Origin of the sequence: Rhizobium sp. RM (genome assembly GCF_013390595.1) — a bacterium.
Lineage (GTDB): Bacteria > Pseudomonadota > Alphaproteobacteria > Rhizobiales > Rhizobiaceae > Agrobacterium.
The window spans coordinates 904,715-922,929 of sequence record NZ_JACAWV010000007.1 but is presented as its reverse complement, the minus strand read 5'-3'; the positions used below and the strand labels follow the sequence as shown (position 1 = coordinate 922,929).

21 protein-coding genes are annotated in these 18,215 nt (G+C 57.9%); 13 read left to right on the top strand and 8 right to left on the bottom strand.

Translation table 11 applies throughout. From position 1 onward, the window contains the following. Window positions 1-6: 6 nt before the first annotated feature. The 6 genes from HWX89_RS08755 to HWX89_RS08730 form a co-directional block, all read right to left on the bottom strand. A complete protein-coding gene (locus tag HWX89_RS08755; RefSeq protein WP_138791883.1) occupies window positions 7-732 on the bottom strand; it encodes an ABC transporter ATP-binding protein in 726 nt (241 codons plus the stop codon). Then, window positions 729-1,487: an ABC transporter ATP-binding protein gene (locus HWX89_RS08750; RefSeq protein ID WP_138791884.1), complete on the bottom strand. Its 759-nt coding sequence runs from the start codon at window positions 1,485-1,487 to the stop codon at window positions 729-731. The genes HWX89_RS08755 and HWX89_RS08750 overlap by 4 nt, the downstream gene beginning before the upstream one ends. Beyond that, entirely contained in the window at window positions 1,477-2,367 is an 891-nt protein-coding gene (locus tag HWX89_RS08745) for a branched-chain amino acid ABC transporter permease (protein ID WP_138791885.1), read from the bottom strand. The genes HWX89_RS08750 and HWX89_RS08745 overlap by 11 nt, the downstream gene beginning before the upstream one ends. Then, window positions 2,360-3,253 carry a branched-chain amino acid ABC transporter permease gene (locus HWX89_RS08740; protein ID WP_138791886.1) on the bottom strand — a complete coding sequence of 298 codons (894 nt, stop codon included), beginning with the start codon at window positions 3,251-3,253 and terminating at the stop codon, window positions 2,360-2,362. The genes HWX89_RS08745 and HWX89_RS08740 overlap by 8 nt, the downstream gene beginning before the upstream one ends. Before the next feature lie 153 nt (window positions 3,254-3,406). Then, window positions 3,407-4,522, bottom strand: coding sequence for an ABC transporter substrate-binding protein (locus HWX89_RS08735; RefSeq protein ID WP_138791887.1), 1,116 nt, complete (start codon window positions 4,520-4,522; stop codon window positions 3,407-3,409). A 191-nt stretch (window positions 4,523-4,713) separates the two neighbouring features. Then, on the bottom strand, window positions 4,714-4,980 hold the full coding sequence (locus HWX89_RS08730; RefSeq protein ID WP_138791888.1) for a hypothetical protein: 267 nt from the start codon (window positions 4,978-4,980) through the stop codon (window positions 4,714-4,716). Between the two features lie 152 nt (window positions 4,981-5,132). Between HWX89_RS08730 and HWX89_RS08725 the strand changes: the two genes are divergently transcribed. From HWX89_RS08725 to HWX89_RS08690, 8 genes are all read left to right on the top strand, one after another. Continuing rightward, window positions 5,133-5,633, top strand: coding sequence for a gamma-glutamylcyclotransferase family protein (locus HWX89_RS08725; protein ID WP_138791889.1), 501 nt, complete (start codon window positions 5,133-5,135; stop codon window positions 5,631-5,633). Between the two features lie 97 nt (window positions 5,634-5,730). Next, window positions 5,731-6,597: an ABC transporter substrate-binding protein gene (locus HWX89_RS08720; protein WP_138791890.1), complete on the top strand. Its 867-nt coding sequence runs from the start codon at window positions 5,731-5,733 to the stop codon at window positions 6,595-6,597. Between the two features lie 17 nt (window positions 6,598-6,614). After that, window positions 6,615-7,463 (top strand): amino acid ABC transporter permease, encoded by an 849-nt coding sequence (locus tag HWX89_RS08715; protein WP_138791891.1) that lies wholly within the window; start codon window positions 6,615-6,617, stop codon window positions 7,461-7,463. Then, window positions 7,460-8,245 (top strand): amino acid ABC transporter ATP-binding protein, encoded by a 786-nt coding sequence (locus tag HWX89_RS08710; RefSeq protein WP_138791892.1) that lies wholly within the window; start codon window positions 7,460-7,462, stop codon window positions 8,243-8,245. Before HWX89_RS08715 ends, HWX89_RS08710 begins: the two co-directional genes overlap by 4 nt. An 89-nt stretch (window positions 8,246-8,334) precedes the next feature. Continuing rightward, a complete protein-coding gene (locus HWX89_RS08705) occupies window positions 8,335-8,772 on the top strand; it encodes a VOC family protein (RefSeq protein WP_138791893.1) in 438 nt (145 codons plus the stop codon). 9 nt (window positions 8,773-8,781) lie between these two features. Beyond that, the gene (locus HWX89_RS08700) at window positions 8,782-9,666 is read left to right on the top strand and encodes a DMT family transporter (protein ID WP_138791894.1); all 885 of its coding nucleotides are present in this window, start codon (window positions 8,782-8,784) and stop codon (window positions 9,664-9,666) included. Window positions 9,667-9,709: 43 nt separating this feature from the next. After that, window positions 9,710-10,522, top strand: coding sequence for a pyrroline-5-carboxylate reductase (proC, locus tag HWX89_RS08695; protein ID WP_138791895.1), 813 nt, complete (start codon window positions 9,710-9,712; stop codon window positions 10,520-10,522). Window positions 10,523-10,658: 136 nt separating this feature from the next. Beyond that, window positions 10,659-11,309 (top strand): GntR family transcriptional regulator, encoded by a 651-nt coding sequence (locus HWX89_RS08690; protein ID WP_138791896.1) that lies wholly within the window; start codon window positions 10,659-10,661, stop codon window positions 11,307-11,309. A gap of 87 nt (window positions 11,310-11,396) precedes the next feature. Here the strand turns inward: HWX89_RS08690 and HWX89_RS08685 are convergent, their stop codons facing one another. Both HWX89_RS08685 and HWX89_RS08680 read right to left on the bottom strand, forming a co-directional pair. After that, a complete protein-coding gene (locus HWX89_RS08685; RefSeq protein WP_138791897.1) occupies window positions 11,397-12,152 on the bottom strand; it encodes an alpha/beta hydrolase in 756 nt (251 codons plus the stop codon). Window positions 12,153-12,193: 41 nt separating this feature from the next. After that, entirely contained in the window at window positions 12,194-13,966 is a 1,773-nt protein-coding gene (locus HWX89_RS08680; protein WP_138791898.1) for a cytochrome c biogenesis protein DipZ, read from the bottom strand. 321 nt (window positions 13,967-14,287) lie between these two features. Here HWX89_RS08680 and HWX89_RS08675 point away from each other — a divergent pair, with 321 nt between their 5' ends. From HWX89_RS08675 to HWX89_RS26445, 5 genes are all read left to right on the top strand, one after another. Further along, window positions 14,288-15,346: an alpha/beta fold hydrolase gene (locus tag HWX89_RS08675; RefSeq protein ID WP_138791899.1), complete on the top strand. Its 1,059-nt coding sequence runs from the start codon at window positions 14,288-14,290 to the stop codon at window positions 15,344-15,346. A gap of 97 nt (window positions 15,347-15,443) precedes the next feature. Next, window positions 15,444-16,184 carry a response regulator gene (locus HWX89_RS08670; protein WP_138791900.1) on the top strand — a complete coding sequence of 247 codons (741 nt, stop codon included), beginning with the start codon at window positions 15,444-15,446 and terminating at the stop codon, window positions 16,182-16,184. Further along, on the top strand, window positions 16,181-17,524 hold the full coding sequence (locus HWX89_RS08665) for a sensor histidine kinase (RefSeq protein ID WP_138791901.1): 1,344 nt from the start codon (window positions 16,181-16,183) through the stop codon (window positions 17,522-17,524). Before HWX89_RS08670 ends, HWX89_RS08665 begins: the two co-directional genes overlap by 4 nt. 131 nt (window positions 17,525-17,655) lie before the next feature. Beyond that, entirely contained in the window at window positions 17,656-18,072 is a 417-nt protein-coding gene (locus HWX89_RS08660; RefSeq protein WP_138791902.1) for an organic hydroperoxide resistance protein, read from the top strand. Window positions 18,073-18,085: 13 nt separating this feature from the next. Beyond that, window positions 18,086-18,208, top strand: coding sequence for a hypothetical protein (locus HWX89_RS26445; protein WP_286086202.1), 123 nt, complete (start codon window positions 18,086-18,088; stop codon window positions 18,206-18,208). Window positions 18,209-18,215 lie beyond the last annotated feature (7 nt).

Here is an 18,215-nt window from a genome sequence, read left to right as displayed (position 1 = left end):
CGATGTCTAGGCCGTCTCGATCTCGGCGCCGAGATAGAGTTTGCGCATGGCGGGGTCTTCCAGCAAGTCGGATGCATTGGCCGTCAGCGCGACATGTCCCAGTGACAGCACATAAGCGCGGTCTGCAATGCCAAGCGCCTCAAAGGCGTTCTGCTCGACCATCAGGATGCACATGTCCTCGCTGTCGCGGATCGAGGCGATGGCGTCGAAGACGTCATGCATCATCAGGGGTGACAGACCCGCAGAGGGCTCATCGAGAAGCAGAATTTTCGGCCCTGAGATCAAAGCTCGTGCCAGGGAGAGAATTTGCCTTTCACCGCCGGAAAGAGCCGAGGCCTTCCGGTTCTTCTTCGTCGCGAGTGCCGGATATTGCCGCATCAGCCCGTCGAAACGCTTTTCTCTCTCTTGCTTTTCAAGCAGACGAGCCCCCAGCATGATGTTTTCAACGACCGTCAAGGTGCCGAACACGTTGTCCGTCTGCGGTACATAACCGACCTTGTGATAACGCACCTTTTCATGGATCGGAATGTTGCTGACCTCCTGACCCTCGAAGGTGATACTGCCGGCGCGAGGGCGGACGTAGCCGGCAATGGTCTTCAGAAGGGTCGACTTGCCACAGCCGTTTGGGCCCAGAATGGTCACGATCTCCTGACGATTTGCTGTCAGCGAGATACCAGTGAGAATGTCGGCGCCATCGCCATAACCGGCGCGAATGTCCTTGGCTTCGATCATAGCGTCGTCTTTCCCTTTTCAACGGCTTTGCCGAGATAGGCCTCGACCACACGTGGATTATCTTCAAGTTCTCTCGGGGTGCAGTCAGCGATGATTTCGCCGCGATCGAGAACAACGCAGCGCGAACAAAGGTCACGAATGAACAGCATATCGTGTTCCACCACCAGAATGGCGACGCCGGCATCCCGGTAGCGCTTGAGGATCGTCACCATATCCGCCCTCAGATTGGGGTGGACACCCGCGGTCGGTTCGTCAAGGCATAGAAGGCGTGGTTTGCTGCGCAACGCGGTTGCCACGGACAGGAGTTTCTTCTGTCCGCCAGACAGCGCGCTGGCCGGAAGATCGGCCACGTGCGTCAGCCGGAATGCCTCCAGCAGCGTTTCCAACTCATCGTCGAAGCTGAAACGGCTGAAGATGGAGCGAAGGCCCACCTTGCGACTTGCGCCGGTCTGCAGCACTTCGCGCACCGTCATCTTGTGCGGCATTGCAGGAAGCTGGAACGTTCGCACCAGACCCTGCATCGTCACGCGTTGCGGTGACGCATTGGCGATCTCTGCATTGGCGAGGCGGATGCTGCCGCTGTCGGTCGGTAAAAAGCCGGAGATAACGTTGAGTGCCGTGCTTTTGCCAGAACCGTTGGGCCCGAGCAAACCGACAATCTCTCCCTCTGCGACATTGAAATTGACGGCTTCCAGGACACGGTGAGCACCGAATGCCTTTGAAACGTCTACGAGTTCCAGAAGTTTAACGGCCATGATTTCCTCCCACTCTTTCAGGGAAAAGTCCTTTCGGACGCCAGAGGAGAAAGGCAAGCAGGCCACCGCCGACGATGACAAGCCGGGCGGCTGCAACGAAGTCGGTCGGCAGATCCAGCGCGTCCTTGACGAATGGGACGTAGGCCATGGCAAATTGCATGACGATGGCGCCGGCGACCACACCCCAGTTGTTGCCGATTCCGCCAATGATCACCATCGACCAGATCAGGAAGGTTTCAGGCGAGAACAATTGATCCGGGCCGACGAACGTCAGGTAGTGCGCATAAAGAAACCCGGAAAATGCGGCGATGGCAGCGCTGATGAGCATGACCACACGGCGGATTGCATCGAGGTCATACCCAAGCGAGCGGGCGAGTTGTGGCTCTTCACGCATCAGCTTCATGGCCAGGCCGAATGAACTTTTGACGATCCTCTGGCAGATGAACCAGACAAGCGCCAGAACGATGACATAAAGCGCCAGTCGAGCCGTTCCATCAGAGGGTTTGAACTCGGCGAACAGGAGCGGCAAGCCGGATACTCCCTGTGCGCCACCTGTCAGTGCCTGCTCGTTGGTGATCGAGATGCGCAGGATTTCGGCGATCGACAGCGTGGCGATGCCCCAATAGTCGCTTGAAAGCTTTCGCCCGAGACGAGCGTAAAAGAGGGCAAGAAGGGCCGCAAAAAGAAGACCGGCAGGCAGGCCGACGAGCGGATGCCAACCCATGCCTTTTGCAAGGGCCGCCCCATATGTGCCGCAACCGAAAAGCGCGATAAGACCAAAATTGACGAGCCCCGTAAAACCCGCCTGCAAGTTGAGGCTGAGTGCCAATATCCCGTAAAGGCAGGCGATCGAAGCGACATGGATAAAGAAATCAAACACGGTTCACCTCGCTGGTAAACAGCCCGCGCGGGCGAAACAGCAGGAAGACGACGAGGATGGCAAAGGACGCCACAGGCGCGTAGCTTGCCGGAAGGAAGTAGAAATCCTCACCGACGAAGGGGCCGATGTTGGTATTGGTGATGGCGGTTTCGGCGGCGGCGATGACGATTGCACCCACGATCGCACCAAGCGCGTTGCCGAGCCCACCGAGAATGGCGGCGGCAAAGACCGGAAGCATCATGTTGGTGCCGAGATCGATGCTGACACTGCCGCGCATGGCAAGGGTGATGCCGCCAAGGGCTGCAAGAATTCCGGAGAGAAAAACGACGATGTTGGTGACGCGGCGCGTGTCGATCCCTGTGGCGGCGGCGAGAACGCCATTTGTCGCCGTAGCGCGCATTTCCCGACCGAGACCAGTCCTGAAAAGAATAAGCGCGAAAAGGCCAAGTGCGACCGCCGTTACCACCAGCGTGGTGATCTGGTGATCGGTGATGCGAGCGCCGAGAATGCGCATTGCCGGCGAAACCTGCAATTTGAAGCGGTAGGCCGTTGGGCCATAAGTCAGCAGAAAGACTGCCGAGAGGATCATGCTGAGTGCCAGAGAGCCGATCAGCGCGATGGCGGAATCAGACTTCAGCAAGCGTTCGAAGATCAGAATATTGAAGATGACGGCGAGAAGCCCGACGAAGAGCGCCGAGGCAAGACCAGCCAGAAACAGCGGCAGGCCAACGGCATGCAGTGACATCGCCACGAAAGCGCCCACCACGGCATATTGCACAAGTGCGACATTGGGGAATTTGATCAGGGAGTAAACGGCACTCAAGGCAACGGCGATGAGAGCCAGATCGACGGACCTGATCAGGAGGTCGAAAAGGAATTGAAACATAGCCACGTCCGTCTGGGCAACTCCGGACGAGGCTGCAGTCGTCAGTCCGGAATTGTGTGAAAGGGAAGGCGACTGGTCGTTACTCCTGCCTTAGGGCAAGTCTGTCGGCTTGGATGAAAATGCCCGTCGCAATCGCAACGGGCATTGCTGACATCAGTCGTATGCGACGAGTTTTTCGCCATCGACCTTGAACTTGAGGTAGGGCTGATGCGTCCGCTGGCCGTCCGCATCCAGCTTGATCTCACCGGTTGCGCCCTTGACGCCTTCCTTGCCCAGATCCTCGATCGCCTTGAGAACGGCAGCTTTATCGGTGCCTCCGGCTTTGTTAAGCGCGGCCGCCGCGAACAGAACGGCATCATGCGCGTAACCACCATAGGCGGAGAGGAAGCCTTCACCGTAGGTCTTTTCGTATTCGGTTTTGTAGGTGTCACCGCCATCGCCGATGTAGCCGACGTCCATGCCGATGAGCCCTGCCTTGAAGTCGGCCGGTGTATCCTTGTTCATCATGGTGATGAGGATCGAATACCAGGGTTTGCCTTCCTGAAGACCAAGTTCGAAGGCTTCCTGCATGATGAGCGCGCCTTCGGTGCCATATGCGGTGAAGACATAGGCGTCGGGGGCGGCGGCTTCCACCTGCTGCAATTCGCGGCGATAGGTGGACTGGCCGATGGTATACATGACCGTGGTGGAGATTTCACCGCCCTTCGCCGTGAAATGCTTCTTGAACTCTTCGGCAACACCCTGACCGAAGGCGTTGTTCATTGCCAGGACCGCAACCTTTTTCCAGCCGTGATTGATGACATCCTGTGCGGCGAACTCGGTAGAGACGTTGTCGAGGCCGACGACGCTGTAGGAAGTTGCGCCGATGCCACGAACCAGGCCGCTGGTGGAGGCCGGATTGATATGAGGCATGCCTTCCTGGACGAGGTACTGACCAAGTGGAATGGTATTGCCGGACGAATACTCGCCGATGACGATCGGCACCTTGTCCACGGAGACAAGTTTCTTGGCGGCGTCGATGGCGGTCTGCGGTTTGCCGCCGGAATCTTCGACGATGACCTTCAATTGTTTGCCGAGTACACCGCCATTGGCGTTGATCTGCTTAACGGCAAGCTCGATACCGCGGCTCTGGTCCTTGCCGGTGGTGGCGCTGGCGCCTGAGAGCGGAATGACTGCACCGATTGTGACATCTTCAGCCTTTGCGGGAGCCATGTTCGACAGTGCTGCGAGCAAGGTTGCGACAGTTGCGCTGATTGCGATCTTTTTCATTTTTACCCCTCTTTCCGTTCTTTAACGGGACAGGAAAACTCTAGGGGCAGCGGCGCCGTAGCTATAGAAGATATATCGGGCGATATACGTAGAGATCACGGGAGAATTTGTATTCTTCCGCTGAATCCTCGGCTTTGGTCAGCTCTGATCGTCACGAGAGCGAAGCAGCGCGGCGAGCTCGCAACCGCATTCTATTTTTCCAGATCATATCGCTTTTTAATGCGCCATCGATCAGCGCCGAGGCTGACCAGCACCCAAGATTTTTGTGCAATCGCACTGCCCTTCGATGTTGTGTGGCCACTGATCGCCAGAATGATCTGATCGGTGCTGATGCTGGTGATACGGGCCTCAGCCACGATACCGTCGCTGAATTGCACGTGGGTTGGCCCCGCCATCACTTCTCCATCCGTCGAAGCCAGGCAGCCTGGATATGCGTGGCTGTCCATCATGGTGATCATCGTTTCATTCCTCAGAAATCAGGTTCAAAAGTCAAGTTGACGTCATATGCATCTTCGTATACGAAACAATATATGAAGATCGGGCCGGCCGCAATCTTCAGCCTATCGCAACAATAACGGGTGCGGTTTTGCCCTCCCATGGAAGAGGTTTCATGTACTACTTCGCTTATTGCACTTGGCTGCACGACATCGAGATCGCCCGGTTCATGCCGGAAGCGAAAGCGGTGACGAAGGGATTCGCAGCCAATCACGCCCTCCGTTTTCACGCTGCTGGTGACCGGACGGATCGGGGCTGGTGCCATTTTCTCAACACGGCTGACGCCTGGGGTGAAAAGGCGTTCGGCGTCGTCTTCGAGCATGACGAGACGCATTTCGAAGAAGACTACGACGATTTCGAACGCTGCTGCGTCACGGTTTATGGCGATGACGGCAAGCAATATGATTGCTGGACCTATCGTCTGATTACCCCCGGCATCGCTATGCGTCCGCCGAATTTCTATTTCGAGCACATTCCGGCCGGATTGAAGCAGTGGGGCTTCTCGGAGGACTACATCGCCAAGGTACAATCGGTTTTCGACAAGGCTGCCGAGTGCCCACGCGCTGATCGTCCCAACCCTTCGAAGATACCGGGTCGCGGGGCGGAGACCCGATAACAAAGCTATCCGGCGGTGGCTTCTATGTGGTCGTCACCGCCGCTATAGAGTGAAAGAAAAGCAAAACATCAATCAAAGATGAAACTGGGGTAACGACATGAAAATTGGGAAGAGTGGTGCCGCCGTCATGGCGGGCTTTGCGGCTGTCTTGTTCAGTTGTGCGGCTTTCGCAGGGGAGGGGTCGAAGCTCGTGCCGCAGGCGATACGCACTGCGGGCAAGATCACCGTGGGATCGCAGCAGACATTTCCGCCGATTGAATTCCGTGAGCCGGGAGCAACCGAAGTGACGGGCGCCAGTGCCGATCTGCTTCGCGAAATTGCCAAACGACTCGACCTCAAGCTGGAATATGTGCAGGCAGAATATGCCGCCCTTATCCCCGGTATTGAGGCCAAGCGCTTCAACATGGCCTCGGGCGGAATCAGCGATACCGAAGAGCGTGAACAGAAGCTCGACTTCGTCAACTACATGCTTTCGGGTGGCTCCGCGATGGTGCGCACGGAAGATATCAGCCAATACAACACTATTGCCGATTTCTGCGGAAAATCTGTCGCCACCTTGCTCGGTAGCCGGGTTATTATGGCCAAGGTCGAGGAAGCGTCTGCTGCCTGCAAGGCCAAGGGCGCAGCCGAAATCCGCGCAGAACAGCTTCCCTCCGCGCCGGATGCCAGAATGCAGCTCGACCTGAAACGTGTTGATGCCTATCTCGGCGACTTCCCGGCACTGGTCTACATGGGTGGTCAGTTCCCCGGAAAATACGCCATTGTCGGCGGCAACTACATGCTCACGCCGTACATCACGTCGTGGGGGTTCGGGAAGGACAATAGCGGTCTGCGTGACGCGGTGAAGGTTACCCTGACAGAAATGCTGGCTGACGGTACCTACAAGTCGATCATGGACAAGTGGGGTGTCGGCGGCGCGCTGCTTTCGGAAATCACCGTCAATCTCCCCGCCAGCAAGCGCTAACGAAGTCGGACAGGGCAATGGCCGTTACAGATCATCTTCACTCTTCCGAACTTCCGATCGTACATCGACGCCGTTGGGGCGCATGGATTTTCGGAGCCATTGCCCTGCTCATCGTTGTGACGATTGTCCAGGCTGCTTTTCAGTCACGCATCATCAATGTCGGGGTCTTCGCCAATTACATCTTCAGTCCGCTGATCGTCATGGGAGCAGTCAACGCGCTGATCCTCGGAACGCTCGCGCTGTTCATCGCAAGTGTCATTGGCTTCGTGGCGGCATTGATGCGGGTCAGCGGCAATCCCATCCTTGTGGCGATTTCCGCGACCTATGTGTATCTGTTTCGCGGCACGCCGATGCTGATCCAGCTCATCTTCTGGTTCAACGCTGTGCCGATCATGTTCCCCTCGATCACCATCAGCCTGCCGTTTATGGCCGAACCTCTGGTGAGCGCGCCGACAACAACCATCGTCACGCCATTCCTTGCGGCGCTGGCGGGTCTCAGTCTGGCGGAAGGCGCTTATATGAGCGAGATTATCCGTGCCGGCATTCTTGCCGTGGACAAGGGGCAGAGAGCGGCTGCAACCGCGCTTGGCATGACCCAGCGCCAGGTGCTGGTTCAGGTGGTCATTCCGCAAGCGGGACGGATCATTATTCCGGCTGCAGGCAATCAATACATCATGCTGCTGAAGTCGTCATCACTCGCCTCCGCAATCGGGTACCTCGAATTGCTGCGTGTTGCGACCGACATCTATTCTTCCAATTTCCATGTCGTGGAACTGCTTGCCGTTGCGGCATTCTGGTACCTGGTGATGACCGCTTTCGCCACCGCCATTCAGACGATTCTCGAAAAGGTATTCCCCCAAAGATGAGCGACCTGAACATTCAGAAACACGCCGTCTCCGTGGTTGGCGTTTCCAAGAAATGGGGCATGGTCTCCGCATTTTCCGATGTCAGTTTCGATGTCCCGCAGGGCGAAGTTGTCGCGTTGCTCGGCCCGTCCGGTGCCGGAAAATCGACGCTGCTGCGTTGCGTGAACCATCTGGAGACGATTTCCGCAGGCCGGATCTACGTCCATGGCGAACTGATTGGCTACCGCATCGGGGATCGTGCGCTGCATGAACTCTCCGATGCCGAGATAAGCCGTCAACGTCAGAAAATCGGTATGGTGTTCCAGCATTTCAACCTGTTCAAACACATGACGGCGCTGCAGAATGTCATGTGTGGTCCGGTGCAGGTGCTGCGTCGTCCGAAGGCTGAATCCATGAAACTTGCTCTGGAATTGCTCGACAAGGTCGGGCTCAAGGCAAAGCAGGATGCCTATCCCTCCGAACTTTCCGGTGGCCAACAACAACGTGTGGCAATTGCACGCGCATTGGCCATGCAGCCCCGTGTCCTCTTGCTGGATGAACCGACCTCCGCACTCGACCCCGAACTTGCACAGGAGGTGGTCGAGACGATCCGCAAGCTTGCCGAGGAAGGGCAGACCATGATGATCGCCACGCACGATATGGGTATCGCCCGCGATGTCGCTGACCGGGTGATCTTCATGGAAGGGGGCCGTCTCGCAGAAGATGCCCGCTCGAAGCAATTCTTTACTGCGCCGAAAAGCGATCGCGCCCGGCAATTCCTCGCCCGCCTGTTGCCAGCGTAACTACGCCATTTACCAGATTCGAAACAGACAACGCGCGCCTTCCCCCGCGCGGGGGAAGGCCTTTGCGTCTTGCTCACAAGGAACGTGTCATGTCCCAAATCTTCCAGCATCTTCACCACGTCTGCATCGTCGTTCGCGATCTTGCGAAAACGGTCGCCTACTATGAAAGTCTGGGGGTCGGGCCGTGGTTCGATTACCCGAAAAAGGGCACCTATCTCGAATTTGAAGTGCCCAACAAGGCGGCCTCGGACGCGATGCGATACAAGTGCTGTGATCTTGAAAACGTCCAGATTCAGCTCTGCGATCCAGGTAACCTGGACTCTCCGCAGAAACGCTTCCTCGATGAACGTGGTGAGGGTGTCTATCATCTCGGTTTCGAGGTGGCGGATCGCGATGCGGCGGAAGCACAGGGGCGGGCGCTCAACCTCGGTGTGATCGCTCGCGGCAAAAGGATGGACGGCTCCGGCTTCTGCTATTTCGACACCCGGGACAATGCCGGCATCGTCCTTGAAATCCGCAAGTCCTGAGCCCGCGTGATGTCAAGGATTTTCTCTCGTACAGGTGCGGGCGTCGATCTGGGTGCCGCCTTGCGTGGGCAAGAGAGTGTTCTGCTCTGCCTTGCCGCGATGGTTCTGTTTGCTGCGTCTGACGTCATCGCCAAACATCTGTCAGCGACCTACCATCCATTCCAGATTGCCTGGTTTCGTTATCTGGCCGCATCTACCCTGCTGGTCGTCGTTTGCCTGCGATGTGGCAGGCCGGCGCGGAGTGTGGCGGCTGCCGACCAGATCATTCGCGGCATTGGAATGGCGGGGGCGACGATCCTTTTGATTGCGGCGCTGAGCCTGCAACCGCTTGCCGAGGCGACAGCGCTGGTCTTCATCTCGCCATGCATTGTAACCCTTCTGTGCGTGCTGATCCTCAAGGAGACTGTGCCTCGCCTGCGGTGGGTTGGGGTCTTCGGTGGGTTGATCGGCGTCCTGGTGATCCTGCGTCCGGGGTTTGCCGACTACAATCCTGCAGCGTTGTTTTCGATCGCGTCCGCAGCCTGCTGGGCTACGGCTCTTGTGATGACGCGCCGGGCTGTCCTAGCTGATAGTCTCGTGACGACACTCGCTTATTCGTCGCTCACGGGATTTGTGCTTTTGAGCGCAACGATGCCCTTTTTCTTTCGGCAGTTGACGGGAATTGATGTGGTCCTGTCTGTTGCAACAGCCGTGTTGTGGCTCGCGGCACATGTTGCCATTGCCTGTGCTTACCGGCGACCCGAGGCGCAGGTCTCCCGCCTTGCACCGATCTCATACACACACCTCATCTGGGCGACCGGCTTTGGGTACCTGGTTTTCGGCACGATCCCAGATGGCATTACGATTGTGGGGGCGGTTTTGATTGTTTCGTCCGGACTGCTGGCCCGCAAATGATGACTTACAGCGGTGAGACACCGCAGATTGAAGGAGTGATGCCATGAAAAATGTTCTGCTGATCGGGGCCGGCAATATGGGATTTGCCATGTTGCGAAGCTGGATCGGGATGGCAGGTCACCGGTTCGCGGTCGTGGAAGTTAACGACGCTCTGCGAAAGCGTGCGCAAGAGGTTGGGGCGAATAGTTATGCTGACCTTTCCGATCTACCCCCCGACTACCACGCCGATATCCTGGTGATTGCAACCAAGCCACAAGGGGTTGCAGGTGCAATTGCCGCAGGTCGTGACCACCTGACATCGGGTGGTCTGGTCATTTCTATCGCGGCTGGCGTGACCATCGACGGCATGCGCCACGAGGCCGGGGAGAATGCAGTCATCATCCGCGCCATGCCGAACACGCCGGCTGCTATCGGGGAGGGCATGATTGTCTGCTGTTCCAGTGGCAACGCGTGTGCGGCGGATCGACAGCATACGGAAACCCTGCTTGCTGCTATCGGTCGCGTCGTCTTCGTTGAGGACGAGGGGATGATGGATGCTGTGACGGCCGTTTCAGGTTCAGGTCCTGCTTATCTGTTCTCCTTCCTTGAGGCCTTCAGTGCAGCCGGTGTTTCTGTCGGGCTGTCGCCTGATCTCGCTATGCAGCTCGCCAAACAGACCCTCTATGGCGCGGCCAAGATGGCGTTGGACCCATTGGCCGATCCTTCTGCCCTGCGCAAAGAAGTCACGAGCCCGAACGGCACGACAGCCGCCGCTCTTTCGGTGCTTCAGGATGCAGATAAGGGACTCGCACCGCTCATGCGGTACGCCGTCGAGGCTGCCCGGTCGCGTTCTGAGGAACTGGGGAGGCTGACGTGACAGCTTGCCGGTATCACACACAGCCGGGTTTCGGATTCTTGGGTGTGGGAAGACCTTGCTTATACACGAGAGAATATACCAAAATCGATAGTTTGGCGGTAAGGCTTACTGAAGGGCCGGAAAAGGAAAAAGAGTAATGGCATCAAGAAAAGCCGCGGCAGGTGAATTCCTCGCATCCGACGTCAGAAACCGCTTGCGCAGCATGATCCTCGGTGCCGAGCTCAAGCCCGGGCAAAGACTGGTGGAAGACGATCTGTGCGAACGCCTGAATGTCGGGCGCACGCCCGTGCGGGAAGCGCTTTTGTTGCTACAGGGCGAAGGCTTTCTAAGCCGGCAGCGAGGCTGGGTTGTCGAAACGATCGATCGAAGCCAGGTGCACGCAATTTTCGAAAGTCGCGCTGCAATCGAGGCGGCGACCGCCAGACTTGCGGCGCGGCATGCCGAACAGGCTGAACTCGACACGCTTGCAAATCTCATTGAAGCGATGGAGCCAGCTGAAACCTTGACCCGTGCAGACCTGAACAGTCTGAACACGCAGTTCCACAAGCTAATCGTCACGGCATCGAAAAATATCCTGCTCGCGCAGTTCCATGAGCGAACACAGTTCCACTACTGGATGCTGCGTGTGCCGATCCTGTTCTCGGAATCGGAAGTGAAAGAAACCAACATTCAGCATCGCAAAATCTTTGATGCACTGGTCAACCGCAACGAAGATGATGCTGAACGCGCAGCCCGCCATCACGTCGAATCGACAATGGCGATCGTGGAGCCGGCCATCGACCTCTGACAACACCTCCAGTCACGGCCAAGAGTTCTGTCTTCGCCCCAGCCGTCCGTTTTTTAAACGGCTGGGGCGCATGGTTTTGGGTGGGACTTACTGGCCAGACTGGCGGGCTGCGGCCTCAATCACGTCGGCAACTTTTTCGGGCTGCGATGCGAAAACGGCGTGGCTAGCGGCAATCTCGGTGATCTGGCTGCCGGCACGTTTGGCCATGTCACGCTCGAGGTCAGGGTTGATCGAGCGGTCCTGCGTGGCAACGATCGACCAGCTCTTCTTTGCTTTCCAGGCGGGATCGCCGACCTTGGCAGAGAAGGTCTGCTTTGCGGCGAAGACCTGCGATCTGGCCATGAAGGCGGTTTCGTCCTTCGGCAGATCGGCGGCGAAATCATTGGCGAAGGCGGCGGGGTCCAGATAGAGATACTGACCGTCGGGGGTCTCGCGAATATTCATGCCGGAGGAGGGTTTGGATGTCGCCAGCGACAGGAGGCTTTCGCCCTTATCGGGCTGGAAGGCGGCGACATAGACAAGGCCCGCCACCTTTTCATTGTTCCCGGCTTCGGTGATGACGATACCGCCGTAGCTATGGCCGACGAGCAATGTCGGGCCATCCTGCATTGAAAGAACGCGGCTGGTCGCGGCAACATCGTCGGCAAGCGACGTGATCGGTTGCTGGACGACCGTGACGTTGAACCCGCGCTTTTCGAGGATTTCGGTTGCCTTTTTCCAGCCGGAACCATCGGCCAGTGCACCGTGCACGACCACGATGTTTTTCACCTCTGCCGCATGGGCGGCGAAGGCAGCGAAGCTGGCTGCAAGTGCAATTGCAAAAGTTGAAATAAGACGCTGCATGGTCAGTCTCCTTCTTGGATTTTTCAGGGGGTGATGGGAAATTAGCCGAATGTGAAAGCGTAGGCTTCGACGCCGGGATCGAGGAAACGGATCTCGAAGTTCCGCGCATCCACCTCACCGGATTGGCGTACGAGCTGGTAAAGTCGGGTCGACGTTACGGTGCCGTTGCCATCGGCATCGATGTCTGCGCCGTGATTTGTGCCTGGGGCCTTGCCATCGATCGTGACCTGGAACCTGACCGGCTTGCCTGCCTTGCCCGGGCCAAGAACGAGATGCAGGTCGCGGGCGCTGAAGCGGGAGGTGATCTCTCCACCCGCACGGTCGAGCACAGCCTGTTCAGGGTTGATCGTCCACGTTCCGGCAAGACCCCATTCGTTGAGATCGAGGTCCCTGCTCGTATAGTCGCTGGCAACACCGGCACGCAGGGGTTCTTTCGATGCAAACCCGGTGGCGCGTTCGTAACCGAGGTAGGTTTCACCTGAACGGATGTTCTTCAGATCAGGACTGGCTTCGGCACCTTTGGCCTGCGGGTCGACGGGCGCACTTGCCGCCATCTCGCTGCCAGCCTCATGCAAGAGGTCTTGAATAGCCTGCTCGGTCTGGCGGTAATTGCCTTCACCAAAGTGGTGGTAGCGGATCTGACCCTTGGCATCGATCAGATAGTGAGCCGGCCAATAATTGTTCTCGAAGGCGCGCCAGATCTTGTAATCGTTGTCGACTGCGACCGGATAGCCGATCTTGAAATCGCTGATGGCCTGTTTGACGTTGTCGATCTTTTTCTCGAAGGCGAATTCCGGTGAATGCACACCGATCACAACCAGACCCTGATCCTTGTATTTTTCTGCCCAGGCACGAACGAATGGGACAGTGCGAATGCAGTTGATGCAGGAGTAGGTCCAGAAATCGACGAGAACGACCTTGCCGCGAAGCTGCTCCGCAGTCAGCGGCGGTGAGTTCAGCCACTCGACGGCACCATCGAGCGAAGGTGCGCGCCCCTCGATGGGAAGATCGGCACGGAAGGGCGGGTTGGCCCCATTGAGCGGCACAGTGCCGTTGCTGGCGACCTCACGAGCGACAGCGGTGTCCGGATTTCTATGCAGACGGTCCAGGATGGCCTGTTCAAACGATGATGTACTGGCATAGGAAAGGCGAGACAGAAGACCGGTATCGAGGCCAAGCGCAATGACGGCGACGCCTGCAAGAACGGCAGCTCCGAGGATTTGTCGAATGCGTTCGCTGATGCCAAGCGACCGCTTCATTGCAGCAAAAACGCGACCGCCGACGAGAAGAGCAATGGCGAGCGATGTGGCGGCGCCAGAGGCATAGGCCGCCAGCAACAGCGTGGTCTCGATGTTCGCGCCTTGCAGTGCGGCCCCCGTCAATACGAGGCCAAGGATCGGCCCGGCGCAGGGGGCCCAGAGCAGACCTGTCGCCACGCCTAGGATCAGTGATCCGGTGACAGACGATGCCGAGCCAGGTTTGCCGTGAGCATTCACCAGCCGGTTGCCCAGATCGACAACCGGTTGGGTGATCGCAGCGGCGATTTTCGGTGACAGGAGGCTCAGGCCGAAGACAGCCAGCAATGCGATTGCAGCAAGGCGCCCATATTCGTTGGCATGGATCGCCCAACTGCCGCCGACTGCGGCAAGCGTTGCAACAAGTGCAAAGGTTACCGCCATACCGGCAAGCATGGGCAGCGTGCTGCGCAGGAAGGGTTGTCCTGCACGGGCGAACACGAAGGGAAGAATGGGTAATATACAAGGGCTGAGTATCGTCAGCGCTCCACCCAGATAGGCAATGATAAGAAGTGTCATGTGTCCGTCTCCTCGAAAGCGGGAGCTGGTACAACGTGAGACCGTGGAACCAGCGATGACGCCAGTTTGGTCGATACGACGTATCCCGGATGTGTCCGTTCACCACGCAAAATGTATCGAAGTGTAGAAACGGCCGGGATTGCGGGAGACGGGATAGTTCGTGTCTTCCGTCACGAGCGCGGCGTCTGCTGAATTGTATCAGAGTGTATCTGCTGGCCGAAAAGTTACACCCGCATGCAATTATCGACGCTGAGCGACATACCTCAGATACATGCTGCCGGCTTTCTTCCGATCGTCATTATGGAGATTGGAGAAAAGATCATGATCAACGAAATCAATGTTCAGCGCCGCCGTTTTTTTGGCATTGCCGCCATGACGGTTGCCGCTGTCGAACTTGGCGCTACGACTTTGGCCAACGCAAAGTCCGCCACCGCAACATTGCCTGCCGCCGGTCAAGCTGCAGCCAAGGGCAGTGGCCATACCTCGTTTGATGCGCTGAAGCAGATTGATGCCGGCGTGCTCAATGTTGGTTACGCCGAGGCGGGTCCCGCAGACGGTCCGGCGGTGCTGCTGCTGCACGGCTGGCCGTATGACATCTACAGCTATGTCGATGTCGCTCCGATCCTCGCTTCTGCCGGGTATCGTGTGATCGTGCCCTATCTGCGTGGCTACGGCACAACGCTCTTCCTTTCCAAGGACACCCCCCGTAACGGCCAGCAGGCAGCCCTTGCTGCGGACATGATTGCGCTTCTGGATGCGCTCGGTATCGAGAAGGCGATTGTTGCCGGCTACGACTGGGGTGCCCGCACCGCCGACATCATGGCTGCGCTCTGGCCGGAACGCTGCAACGCACTGGTATCCGTCAGCGGTTATCTGATCGGCAGCCAGGAGATCAACAAGAAGCCGCTTTCTCCCAAGGCGGAACTGTCCTGGTGGTATCAGTTCTATTTTGCCACCGAGCGCGGACGTGCCGGTTACGCCGCCAACACCCGCGACTTCGTGCGGCTGATCTGGCAGACCGCCTCGCCGACATGGAATTTTGATGACGCGACGTTTGATCGATCAAGCCCGGCTTTCGACAATCCGGATCATGTCGACATCACCATCCATAACTACCGCTGGCGGCTTGGGCTGGTCGAGGGTGAGGCCAAGTACGACGCCTATGAGCAGAAGCTTGCAAAACTGCCTGTCATCACCGTTCCGACCATCACCATGGAAGGCGATGCCAACGGTGCCCCGCATCCTGACCCGTCTGCCTATGCCGCCAGATTCTCTGGAAAATATGAACATCGCAACGTCACCGGCGGCATCGGTCACAACCTGCCGCAGGAAGCACCTGAGGCATTTGCCCAGGCAGTCCTCGACGTTGCGAAGTTTTAGGCTTGCCCGCGTCGGCAAACCGATATCTTTTCTTTCTCAACTCAACTAGGCATTCGGTATCGGGCTGTTTGCTAGCGTCAAGGCGTTGAAGACATTCATGGAACACATAGACCATATCCTCGTCGTCGATGACGACCGTGAAATCCGCGAGCTGGTTTCGAGCTATCTGAAGAAGAACGGATTGCGCGCAACAGTGGCGGCGGATGGCCGGCAGATGCGGACATTTCTCGAGCAGAATGCGGTCGACCTGATCGTGCTCGATGTCATGATGCCGGGTGATGACGGATTGGTTCTGTGCCGTGAGCTTCGGGCTGGCAAACACAAGGCGACGCCGGTCCTGATGCTGACTGCCCGTGATGACGAGATGGATCGTATCATCGGCCTCGAAATGGGGGCCGATGACTATCTGTCCAAACCCTTTGCGGCGCGTGAGCTTCTTGCACGTATCAAGGCCATTCTTCGCCGCACACGGATGTTGCCGCCCAATCTGCAGATCAGTGAGGCGGGAAACCTGCTGACTTTTGGCGACTGGCGTCTTGATACGGTCGGACGCCACCTGCTCGACAGGGAGGGAACGGAAATCGCACTGAGCGGTGCGGAATATCGTCTGTTGCGCGTTTTTATCGACCATCCTCAACGTGTGCTGAACCGGGATCAGTTGCTGAATCTCACGCAGGGTCGGGACGCAGAATTGTTTGACCGCTCGATCGACCTTCTTGTGAGCCGCCTGCGTCAGCGTCTGGGTGACGATGCTCGTGAACCGACCTACATCAAGACCGTTAGGGCCGAAGGCTATGTCTTCTCTGTGCCGGTCGAGATATCGGAACCAAGGGTATGATCGGCGGGGCTGGAAACGACGGAACAACCCCCGTCACAGCCAGACGCGGCTGGTGGCCCAGTACCCTGCGTTCGCGGCTTTTCATCATTCTCTTCATCGGGTTGGCGATAGCCTACAGCCTGTCCTTCAGCATACTTTTCATCGAACGTTACATGTCGGCCAAGGCTGTGATGCTGGGCACGCTCGAGAGCGATCTTGCGACATCGATTGCCGTTATCGACCGGCTGCCGCCAACCGAGCGGCCGCTGTGGCTTGACCGGCTCAGCCGCGGCAACTACCGCCTTCTGCTGGGGCCTGGTCTTCCGGGCGTTCCTGACATGTCTGGAAGGGGCGCGGAGATTGCCGAGCGGATCGAAGAGGCCGCAGGCCACAGATTTCCCCTGAGAGTCGAGGCTATTCCGGAAGACGGCAAGCGGCTGCAGGGGCATGTCACACTGTCGGATGGTTCTGAACTGACCATCGATGTTACGCCGCGCGGTGTCATGCCGATTGCGAGCTGGCTGCCCTATGTTTTTGCTGTGCAGATGGCGCTATTGCTCCTTTGTACCTGGTTTGCGGTGCGCCAGGCGATCCGCCCTCTCGGAGATCTGGCCGCCGCTGCCGATGCGGTCGATCCGAGCAAGAAGGGCGAGCCGATGCGCGAGACGGGGCCCGCCGAAGTGGCGCGGGCAGGGCGCGCCTTCAACGCCATGCGCGACCGTATCGCCCATCATTTGGAAGAGCGGGTGCAAATTCTGGCAGCGATCTCGCACGATCTGCAGACGCCGATCACGCGCATGCGCCTGCGGGCCGATATGGCGGATGACACGCCTGAAAAGGAAAAGCTGGTCAGCGACTTGCGCGAGATCGAACGGCTCGTGCAGGACGGGATTGCTTACGCACGAAGCGCGCATGGGAATGCGGAAAAGGCGTCCCGGATCGATCTTTCTTCCTTCATTGAAAGCATCGCTTACGATTATCAGGATACGGGCAAGTCGGTCCGTGTGATCGATCTGGTTCAGGGTACAGTTGCAACCAAGCCGCATGCGCTTCGACGCATTCTCACCAACTTCATCGACAATGCGATCAAGTTCTCCGGTGCGGCTGAAATCGGCATTGAACGGAGAGACGGTGGCGAGGTCGTCATCACCGTGCTGGACCGTGGGCCAGGCATCCCTCAGGACATGCTCGAAGCGGCCATGCAGCCGTTCTTCAGACTGGAGCAATCGCGAAATCGCGAAACGGGTGGTGCAGGTCTCGGTCTTGCCATAGCCCAGCAGCTTGCGGGTGCACTGGGCGGTTCGGTCCGGCTCTACAATCGCGACGGCGGCGGTCTGGCCGCGGAACTCACGCTGCGCTGAACATCCTTTTTGTAAGATTGCCGCCGCTTGGCGGCAGTTTCTTACAGTCTGTTACACTTCAGTTGTTTCCTGAAACATGCGCGATACGCCGATCCGTCAGAACACCCTCGTCAGTTACAAAGGAGTGTTCCATGACCAAGATCGAAAAGGTTCTCTACACCGGCAAGACCCACACCACCGGTGGGCGCGATGGCTTTGCCCGCAGCGACGATGCGCAGCTTGAGGTCAAGTTGTCGCCTCCGGGGTCCACTCAGCCGGGTACCAATCCTGAGCAGTTGTTCGCGGCCGGCTGGTCGGCTTGCTTCATTGGCGCAATGGGGCTTGCTGCCGGCAAGCGCAAGCTGCGTTTGCCTGAAGGGACAGCGGTGGATGCCGAAGTCGATCTCGGGACAACTGAGGGCGCCTATTTCCTGCAGGCGCGCTTGAATGTCAGCCTGCCGGGTTTGGAGCCGGAACTTGCCCGCACGCTCGTCGAGGAAGCCCATCAGAATTGCCCCTATTCCAAGGCGACACGCGGCAACATCAACGTTGAACTCAATCTGGTCTGAACAGGAGGCTTCCATGCGGATGCCAGTCATCCTCGTCTTGATCGCGTCGATATTTGCAGTCCCGTGCATCTACGACACCGCCTCGGCAGAACCGTCTCCATTCGCCGGCCTCTATAGCCTGGCAATGGCCTACTGACCCCGAG